This window comes from Stenotrophomonas sp. S41, assembly GCF_016624625.1.
Taxonomy (GTDB): domain Bacteria; phylum Pseudomonadota; class Gammaproteobacteria; order Xanthomonadales; family Xanthomonadaceae; genus Stenotrophomonas.
Genome location: NZ_JACVTV010000144.1, coordinates 1 through 9,223 on the forward strand (window position 1 = coordinate 1; position 9,223 = coordinate 9,223).

Below are 9,223 nucleotides of genomic sequence, written 5' to 3' on the forward strand. Positions count from 1 at the left end.
TGGTCGGCACGGGGTCGGATCCCGTTGCTGCGCAACGGGCTCTGACCCCATGTCTGGCGGAAGACGAAGGCATATTGCGCGACCGGGGTCTCACTCCTTATGCTCCCGCGCCATGCGGGCCAGGGTGGCCCGTGGGGGGATCCATGCGAAGGATATGGGTGTTGCTGCCACTGCTGGCGGCGGCAGGTGATGCGTGCGCGCAGCGTGTGTACAAGTGCAACGATGGCGGTCGTAGCGTCTACCAGACGCTGCCCTGCCCGAGCGGGCAGGATACGGGCGTGACGCGGCCGATCGTGCGTGATCCCAAACTGACCTGGCAGGAATCTGAGCGGGTCGACCGCGAGCTCCGCGATGCGCGCCGTCAGCTTCAGGCCAACGCCGGCCGCAATGCGCCGCAGGGATCCGGCACGGTCATCGAGGCCGCCAGCAACGCCGAGGCCTGCGACAAGGCGCGGGCGCGCCGCGAGATGGCCGAGTGGTTCGGCACGCGCACGCCGCAGCGGCAGCTCAACGACGACGTCACCCGCGCCTGCGCTTCGCGCTGAAGGCCGGCCCCGGCCCCGGCCGACCCATGCTTGATTAACGAAATGCGAATGCCTATCATTTACTGATCGGTTGTACGCTCAGCCACCTGGCGCCCCCACCGCGCTTCCGCCCGTGTACATCCCCGGCTCCTCGTGCGCCGACGGCCCTGGCCGTCAGCGCGTGGCGATGGGAGATGCCTCGGGTCGCGCGATTCCGCGCAGGCGCCCGCACGCATGGATTCCATCGCTGATGTTTTCCTCCTGCATGGAATCGCACTGTATGGCCCGACCGAACATTCCCGTCGTTTCCCCCCTGGCGCTGGCCCTGGCCACGTTGTTGTGTGCCCCGCTGGCCCACGCCGATGCACCGTCCGCCGCCGATGCGCGCACGCTGGACACGGTGAAAGTAACCGCCGACGGCGAGATCCAGAACGGCTACACGGTGAAGAACACCCGCAGTGCGACCAAGCTGGACCTGTCCCTGCGCGAGACGCCGCAGTCGGTCACCGTCATCACCCGCCAGCGCCTGGATGACATGGGCCTGTTCTCGCTGTCCGATGTGATGGGCCAGGTGACCGGCGTGCATGTGGCGGTCACCGACAGCGAGCGCATCAACTATGTCTCGCGTGGCTACAACATCACCAATTTCCAGATCGACGGCATGCTCAACACGTTCGGTGGGTCGATCAAGACCAACACCGACAACGTGATCTACGAGCGCATCGAAGTGATCCGCGGTGCCACCGGCCTGACCACCGGCGCCGGTGACCCGTCCGGCACCATCAGCATGGTGCGCAAGCGCCCGACCGACACCTTCCAGATGGGTGCCAACCTGACCCTGGGCCGCTGGGGCAACCAGCGTCTGGAAGCCGATCTGGGCGGCCCGATCGCCTGGGACGGCCGCATCCGCGCGCGCGTGGTCGCCGCCAAGCAGCAGAGCGACTCGTTCCGTGATGTCTACCAGCTGGACAAGGACGTGTTCTACGGCATCGTCCAGGCCGACCTGACCGACAGCACGCTGTTCGAGGTGGGCTACGAATACCAGTCGCCGCACACCAGCGGCGTGACCTGGGGCGTGGTGCCGTACTGGGGCCCGGACGGCACACCGGCCAACCTGCCGCGCTCGACCAACTTCTCGGCGTCGTGGAGCAGCTGGCCGATCATCGAGAAGACCACCTTCGCGCGGCTGGAACAGCAGCTGGGCAGCCACTGGTCAGTGAAGGCCGCGATCAGCCGCGCCAAGCGCAACACCGATGGCGCGGTCTGGTATGGCGCGCAGGGCTACCCGCGTGCCGACGGCACCGGCGTGCTGGCCTACATCGGCAACTTCGTCGAAGACAGCACGATGGATGTGGCGGACGTCAACGCCACCGGCAGCTTCGAACTGTTCGGCCACACCCAGGAAGTGGTGTTCGGCGCAGGCCAGTCGGTGCGCAAGGGCGAGTACCCGTCGGCATCCATCGACCCCTACCCCACCAGTTACACCCAGGTGCCCGACTGGCGGAACTGGACCGGCGATGTCGCGCCGCTGTCGGTGACCCGTCCGGGCTACCTGGGTTCGCAGGATGAGCTGCGCCAGCAGGCGGCCTACGTGGCTACCCGCCTGCGCCTGGCCGACCCGCTGCTGGTGGTGGCCGGCGTGCGCTACGGCAACTGGGAAACCAAGACCTGGCGCTACAGCTACGACAGCAGCGGCAACCGCACCGGCACCACGCGCACCGGCTACAAGCCCAAGGACCAGACCACGCCGTACGCCGGCGTGGTGTACGACTTCAACCGCGTGCTCAGCGCCTATGCCAGCTACACCGACATCTTCGCGCCGCAAAACTACCGCGACAAGAACGGCAGCTACCTGGAGCCAGTGGTCGGCAAGATGTACGAAGGCGGCCTGAAGGCCGAGTTCTTCGACGGCCTGCTGAATGCCTCGGCGGCGATCTTCGAGGGCAAGAAGGACAATGTGGCCGAGGTCGATGATTCGGTGCCGCTGAATTCGCTTCCGGATGGCACCCAGGCCTACCGCTCCACCGGCAAGGGCAACAAGGTGCACGGCTGGGAAGTGGAAGCACAGGGCAGTATCGGCGAAAGCTGGAACCTCTCGGCGGGCTTCGCCCACGCCGTCAGCCGCAGCCAGCTCGGCGTGGTACAGAACAGCACCACCCCACAGGACACCTTCCGCCTCAACGCCAGCTGGCGTCCGGGCGGCATCGATGGCCGCTTCTGGCTGGGCGGCGGTGCCACCTGGCAGAGCCGCATCTGGCGCGCCAGCACCAAGCCGGCGGCCGACTACCTGACCAGCGGCCGCACCGAACCCGGCGTCATCCAGCAGGACGCGTTCTACCTGCTGAACCTGGCCGGCGGCTACCGCTTCAACGAGAACTTCAGCGCCCAGCTCAACATCAGCAACCTGCTGGACAAGAAGTATTACAGCAACGTCGGTTTCTACAACGGCGTGTACTGGGGTGAACCGCGCAACGTCACCATGACCCTGCGCTGGAAGCTCTGATGCCCTGATGGATGGCGCCGGTTCTGCGACCGGCGCCCGGCCACGGATGGCCACCTCCGGCGCGCTTCGGTGCGCCGGCCTTTCTTCCAACGAACCTGCAGGACCGCCGTGGACCGCTCGCCCGAACTTGCCAGCTCCCGCCTCAGCACCTTCTTCGCCAGCGAACGCTGGGGAGTGCTGTCCCGTTCCCTGGCCGCGATCTTCGGCGGCTACGCGCTGGCCTCGATGACCAGCGTGTTCTGCGCCGTGGCGCTGCCCGCCGCGCGCGGGCAGGCCGTGCTGACCGGCATGCTGCTGGCCATCGTGGTCGCCGCCTGCGCCGCGCTGTGGGCCTTCGCCACGCGCAGCGCACTGCGCGCCTGGGTCGGCATCCTCGGCCCCACCCTGCTGCTGGCCGCCGCGTCGCGCCTGCTGGGGGCCTGGGCATGAAGAACGGATTCCGCCAGTCGATGGCCTGGCTGCACACCTGGACCGGCCTGCTGGTCGGCTGGCTGCTGCTGCTGATCTTCATGGCCGGCACCGCCAGCTACTACCGCGAGGAGATCAGCCGCTGGATGCGCCCGGAGCTGCCCAGCGCCAAGGTCAGCACCGACGTGGCCGCGCAGCGCGCCATCGACTTCCTGCAGGACAAGGCCGGCAACGCCGAGATGTGGTACGTGACGCTGCCGCAGCCGCGCAACCCGGCGATGAGCACCTTCTGGCGCGTGCCCGCCGACCAGGCCGATCCTTCCAAGGGCCGTCGCGGTGCCTTCGGCGATGCAACGCTGGACCCGAACACCGGCGGCGAACTGAAGGCGCGCGACACCCGTGGCGGTGATTTCTTCTACCGCCTGCATTTCGACCTGCACTACATCCCGGTGTACTGGGCGCGCTACCTGGTGGGCTTCTGCGCGATGTTCATGCTGGTGGCGATCATCACCGGCGTCATCACCCACAAGAAAATCTTCAAGGACTTCTTCACCTTCCGCAAGGACAAGGGCCTGCGGTCGTGGCTGGATTTCCACAACGTCAGCGCGGTGATGGCCCTGCCCTACCACGCGATGATCACCTACACCGGCATCGTCACCCTGATGATCATGTACCTGCCGTGGGGCGTGAAAGTGGCCTACCCGCAGGACGAGGACAAGTTCATCGCCGAAGCCTTCGGTGGCATGCCCGAGGTGAGCGCACCGGCCGAGGGCCGCGCGGTGCCGATGCCGATCGCGCAGCTGCTGGACAGTGCGCGCGCGCACTGGAAGGGCGTGGAAGTGGCCGGCTTCACCGTGACCAACCCGGGCGCCGCCAACGCAGTCATCGACATCCGCCAGCGCGACGGCAAGCGGCTGTCCACCGATACCCCGGCGCTGCGCTATGACATGGCCAGCGGCACGCTGCTGCAGGAGAGCCCGCCCTCCGGCGGCGCCACCGCCACCCGTGGCGTGATGTATGGCCTGCACCTGGCCCGCTTCGCTGATTGGGGCCTGCGTGCGTTGTTCTTCCTGTCCGGCCTGATCGGCTGCCTGATGGTCGCCAGCGGCGTGGTGCTGTGGGCGGTGAAGGAACGGCCCAAGCATGCCAAGAGTGGGCGCATCGGCTTCGGCCTGCGCCTGGTCGATGCGCTGAACATCGGCGCCGTGGCCGGCCTGCCGATCGCGTTTGCCGCCTACTTCTGGGGCAACCGCCTACTGCCGCTGGAGATGGCCGAGCGCTCCAATGCCGAGGCCAACGTGTTCTTCTACGCCTGGGGCGCCGCCCTGCTGGCCGCCTTCATCTGGCCCAAGCGGATGATGTGGGCGTGGCAGCTGTACATCGGCGCGGCCGCCTTCGCGCTGGTGCCGGTGGTCAATGCCCTGACCACCCATGCGCACCTGGGCGTGACCCTGCTCAGTGGCGATTGGGTGCTGGCCGGCTTCGATCTGTCGATGCTTGCCTTCGGCGCGATGCTGGCGATGTGCGGCTGGCGCATGCAGCGCTGGACGCCGCCGCTGAGCGCGGCTGAAAAGAAGAAGCGCGCAGCGGCGGCTGCAGCCGCCAAGGCACCGGCTGCGCCTGCGGCTACCGAAGCGGAGGCCAGCGCATGATGCTGCTGGCCCTGACCCTGTCGTTCTCCGCGTTCACCGCGCTGTCGCTGGCGATGGAAAAGCACCAGCAGGACCTGCACGGCAAGGCCGCCGCGACGCCGGCACGGCGCACGCAGTGGCGCGTGCTGGGCTGGGTGTTGCTGACGGTCGCGTTCGCGCTGTGCGTGGTCGACCACGGCTGGGCGATGGGCCCGGTGCTGTGGCTGGGTGCATTGACCCTGGCCGGCGTGCCGCTGGCCTTTGGCCTGTACCCGTACCGGCAGACGTGGATCGCGCCGCTGGCCATCGCGCTGCCGGTTCTCGGCCTGGTGGTGGCGTTTTTGTAACCCGGCAGCCGGGGTCGGATCCCTTGCGCATTGCGCAAGGGCTCCGACCCCATCCCCAGGCATCGCGTATCCACGCATGGCGTGGATCTACTAGACGTGCGACCCGACGCGGCCGGGGTCGGATCCCTTGCGCGCAGCGCAAGGGCTCTGACCCCATCCCCAGGCATCGCGTATCCACGCATGGCGTGGATCTACTACGGCTGCAGCCGGGGTCAGAGCCCCTGCGCTGCGCGCAGGGGATCCGACCCCGAACCTCCGGTCAGCCCAGGCGCTTCAGTTCCCACGCACGGTGGATGCGCGCGTTGCGCTCGAAGTCCGGTCCAATCGTGCGCGCGGTGATCTCGCGACACTGGGCGAACTCGGCGATGGCGTTTTCTTCCAGCTTGAAGCGGCGGAAGTTGTTGGAGAAATACAGCACGCCGCCCGGCGCCAGGCGCGCCACCGCCGCACGCAGCAGCTTCAGCTGCTCGCGCTGCACATCGAAGTCGTCGGCACGGGCCGAGTTCGAGAACGTCGGCGGATCGCAGAAGATCACGTCGTACTGGCCGCGATCGCCTTCCAGCCACGCCATCGCATCGGCCTGCACCAGCAGGTGCTGGTTGCCGCCCTGGCCGTTCAGCGCCAGGTTGTCGTAGCACCACTGCAGGTAGGTCGCCGACAGGTCGACGCTGGTGGTGCTGGCCGCGCCGGCTACCGCCGCCTGCACACTGGCCACGCCGGTGTAGCAGAACAGGTTGAGGAAGCGCTTGCCACGCACCTGCTCGGCCATCATCCGGCGCAGCGGGCGGTGGTCCAGGAACAGGCCGGTATCGAGGTAGTCGAACAGGTTCACCTGCAACAGCGCGTTGTTTTCGCGCACCACGATGAACTCGTCACGCTGCTCGAAGCGACCGTACTTGCTGCCGCCCTTGCCGCGCTCGCGCGACTTCATCGACACCTGCTCCGGCGGCACGCCGAACACTTCGCGCGCGGCGGCCAGCAGTTCGTTGCGGCGACGGCGCACGTCGTTTTCCGGAATCGCGGCCGGTGCGGCGTATTCCTGCACGTGCAGGAAGGTGCGGCGCTGGCCACCGTCTTCTTCGTAGACGTCGATGGCCGCCGCATATTCCGGCAGGTCGGCATCGTAGGCGCGGAAGCAGGTGATGTCCTCGCGCGCGCGCCAGCTCTTGAACTTCTTCAGGTTCTTGCGCAGGCGGTTGGCCACCATCTGCGCGCCTTCGCTCAGCTCGCGCGGCTGCGCCGGGTCGCGGCCCGGCACGGCGATCGGGTCGCAGACGATCAGCGCGCATTCCAGCGCACCGTTGAACATCTGGTACTTCTTGCCGGCGCGCAGGCCGGTGGCGAAAGCGAGTTCGTCATTGCCGCACAGCAGGCTGGCGCGCCATTGCGGCACGGCCTTCTGCAGGGCGTTGCCCAGCGCGCGGTACAGCGCCGGATCGGCGGCCAGGCGCTCGTCGTAGGGCGGGTTGCAGACCACCGCGCCGATTTCCTGCTCCGGTGCGGCCAGGTCGGCCACGTCCGCACGGGTGAAGCGGATGGCGTGGGCCACGCCGGCCACTTCGGCATTCTCGCGGGCGGCCTGGATGGCCACCGGGTCGATGTCGCTGCCGTGGATGACCGGCTTCAGCGCGGCCAGGCCAGCAGCTTCGCGGTCACGCGCTTCACTCTGGATGGTCTTCCAGGCGGCCTTGTCGAAGCCCAGCCAGCGGCTCGGCGGCAGGCTGCCATGGCGCATCAGGCCGGGGGCGACGTCGGCGGCCATCAGCGCGCCTTCGATCAGCAGCGTGCCGCTGCCGCACATCGGGTCCAGCAGGCCACCACCGGCGGCATGCAGGCGCGGCCACTGCGCGCGCATCAGCAGCGCGGCGGCCAGGTTTTCCTTCAGCGGCGCCTCGTGGGCGGCACCACGCCAGCCACGGCGGTGCAGCGGGCCACCGCCGAGATCGATCGACAGCGAGGCACGGCCTTTGCGCAGCGACAGGTTCACGCGCACGTCGGGCAGGTCGGTGTTGACCGAGGGGCGTTCCAGGCCTTCATCGCGCATGCGGTCGACGATGGCGTCCTTGATCCGCTGCGCGGCGAAGCGCGCGTGGGTGATCTTGTCGCCGGACACGTGCGCGTCCACCGCCAGGGTCATTTCCGGCTTGATGTGCTCGTGCCACGGCAGCGCACGCACGCCGTCGTACAGGGCCTGCTCGTCCGGGCATTCGAACTCGTCGATCGGCCACAGCACGCGGCTGGCCAGGCGCGACCACATGACGATCCGCAGCGCCTGCTCCAGTTCGCCATCGGCGTTGACGCCGGCAATGGTGGCGGTGGCCTTGCCAAGGCCCAGGGCCGACAGTTCATCGGCAAGCAGGTATTCCAGGCCCTTGGCGCAGGAGACGAAGAATTTCACGGGATCGGTTCGCAGGTGGTCGGGCGCGGCACAGGGGCCGGGCCAGTCGGAAAGGAGGGCCGTGGACACGGCCGGCAGGCCCGCGCCGGGGGCGGCGGGGCTGCCATTGTAGTCAAAGGGGGCGGGCGCGCCGTGCGCCCGGGCTTCACAGCTGGCGCAGCAGGCGCTCGAAGGCCTGCGCGGAGGCCTCCACGTGGCGTTCCAGGCGGTGGCCGTCGTCCACCAGCAGCAGCTGCGCCGAGCGCGCCTGCGCCCAGGCGATGACCCCGGCGGCCGGCACCACCTCGTCATGCCAGGCCTGGACCACGGTGGTCGGCACGGCAGCGGCGTCCAGCGCCGGCATCGGGCCCATGGTGGTGGGCGGCACCATCAGGAACAGGCCGGCCACCGGCACCTGCAGCGAGGCGATGCCGGAAATGTAGGCGCCCAGGCTGGAGCCAGCCAGCACCACCGGGCCTTGGGTGGCGGCCGCAGCGGCACGCTCGACCAGACGCTGCAGGCGGGTGCGCACGTCGCCGACGCGGCTGATCTCGCTCATCGCGTCCAGGTCGGTGTAGTCGGGGCGCTCGTGGGTCCAGCCCAGGCGCTCGGCAACCTCGGCCAGGGCGGTGACCTTGGTGGCCTCCGGGCCGCTCTCGAAGCCGTGGGACAGGATGCAGTGGCCGCGGCTCATGCATGCGCTCCCAGGGAGCGGTTCAACGTCGATCGGGAAGGCAGGTTCATCCTGCAATGCTAGCATCGCCGCATGCCCACCCCGCTCCTGCCCGGCCTGCAGCTGCAGCCACTGCCCTACCACGACCGCCTGCCCCTGCGTGATGCCGACAGCCTGCGGATGGTGGTGATCCACTGCACCGAGCTGCCCGACCTGGCGATGGCCCGCGAGTATGGCGAGCGCGTGCTGTATGACAGCGGCGCGGGCAACAGCGGGCATTTCTACATCGACCGCGACGGCAGCGTGGTGCAGTACGTGGCGCCGGAGCGCATCGCTCACCACGTGCGCGGCATGAACGCCGATACGGTGGGCATCGAGCTGGTCAATACCGGGCGTTACCCGCACTGGTTCGACAGCCGCCACCAGGCGATGGACGAGCCGTATACCGAGGCGCAGCTGGTGGCGCTGGAGGCGCTGCTGCTGGCGCTGGTGGCACGGTATCCGTCGCTGCAGCGCATTGCCGGGCATGACCAGCTGGATCTGGAGCAGGTGCCGGCCAGTGATGATGCGGGGCTGACGGTGGCGCGCAAGCGGGATCCGGGGCCGTTGTTTCCGTGGGCGCGGGTGCTGGCGAAGGTGCCGTTGCAGGGGTTGGGGTGATCGGCAGGGCTGCGCCCTGCACCTGCCGAGGCAAAGTCAACGGCAACGGCAACGGCAACGGCAAAAGCAAAAGCCTGCATTCCGTGGGATGGCGGGGTGG

At 68.5% G+C, this 9,223-nt stretch carries 8 protein-coding genes; 6 read left to right on the forward strand and 2 right to left on the reverse strand.

The features are described from left to right. Window positions 1–161 precede the first annotated feature (161 nt). The 5 genes from IAE56_RS19470 (at window position 162) to IAE56_RS19490 (ending at window position 5,413) form a co-directional block, all read left to right on the forward strand. Window positions 162–545, forward strand: coding sequence for a DUF4124 domain-containing protein (locus IAE56_RS19470; protein ID WP_200753666.1), 384 nt, complete (start codon window positions 162–164; stop codon window positions 543–545). Between the two features lie 259 nt (window positions 546–804). Then, on the forward strand, window positions 805–3,027 hold the full coding sequence (locus IAE56_RS19475; protein WP_200753667.1) for a TonB-dependent siderophore receptor: 2,223 nt from the start codon (window positions 805–807) through the stop codon (window positions 3,025–3,027). Window positions 3,028–3,135: 108 nt separating this feature from the next. Further along, on the forward strand, window positions 3,136–3,456 hold the full coding sequence (locus tag IAE56_RS19480; protein ID WP_108768353.1) for a DUF3649 domain-containing protein: 321 nt from the start codon (window positions 3,136–3,138) through the stop codon (window positions 3,454–3,456). Next, window positions 3,453–5,087: a PepSY-associated TM helix domain-containing protein gene (locus IAE56_RS19485; protein WP_200753668.1), complete on the forward strand. Its 1,635-nt coding sequence runs from the start codon at window positions 3,453–3,455 to the stop codon at window positions 5,085–5,087. Before IAE56_RS19480 ends, IAE56_RS19485 begins: the two co-directional genes overlap by 4 nt. Beyond that, window positions 5,084–5,413, forward strand: a complete 330-nt coding sequence (locus tag IAE56_RS19490) for a DUF3325 domain-containing protein (protein WP_108768351.1) — start codon at window positions 5,084–5,086, stop codon at window positions 5,411–5,413. Before IAE56_RS19485 ends, IAE56_RS19490 begins: the two co-directional genes overlap by 4 nt. Window positions 5,414–5,672: 259 nt before the next feature. Here the strand turns inward: IAE56_RS19490 and rlmKL are convergent, their stop codons facing one another. Next, on the reverse strand, window positions 5,673–7,811 hold the full coding sequence (gene rlmKL, locus IAE56_RS19495) for a bifunctional 23S rRNA (guanine(2069)-N(7))-methyltransferase RlmK/23S rRNA (guanine(2445)-N(2))-methyltransferase RlmL (RefSeq protein ID WP_200753669.1): 2,139 nt from the start codon (window positions 7,809–7,811) through the stop codon (window positions 5,673–5,675). 145 nt (window positions 7,812–7,956) lie between these two features. Beyond that, entirely contained in the window at window positions 7,957–8,484 is a 528-nt protein-coding gene (locus tag IAE56_RS19500; protein WP_108768349.1) for a hypothetical protein, read from the reverse strand. Window positions 8,485–8,556: 72 nt separating this feature from the next. Between IAE56_RS19500 and IAE56_RS19505 the strand changes: the two genes are divergently transcribed. After that, complete coding sequence (locus IAE56_RS19505; RefSeq protein ID WP_108768348.1) at window positions 8,557–9,123, forward strand: N-acetylmuramoyl-L-alanine amidase; 567 nt, start codon at window positions 8,557–8,559, stop codon at window positions 9,121–9,123. Window positions 9,124–9,223 lie beyond the last annotated feature (100 nt).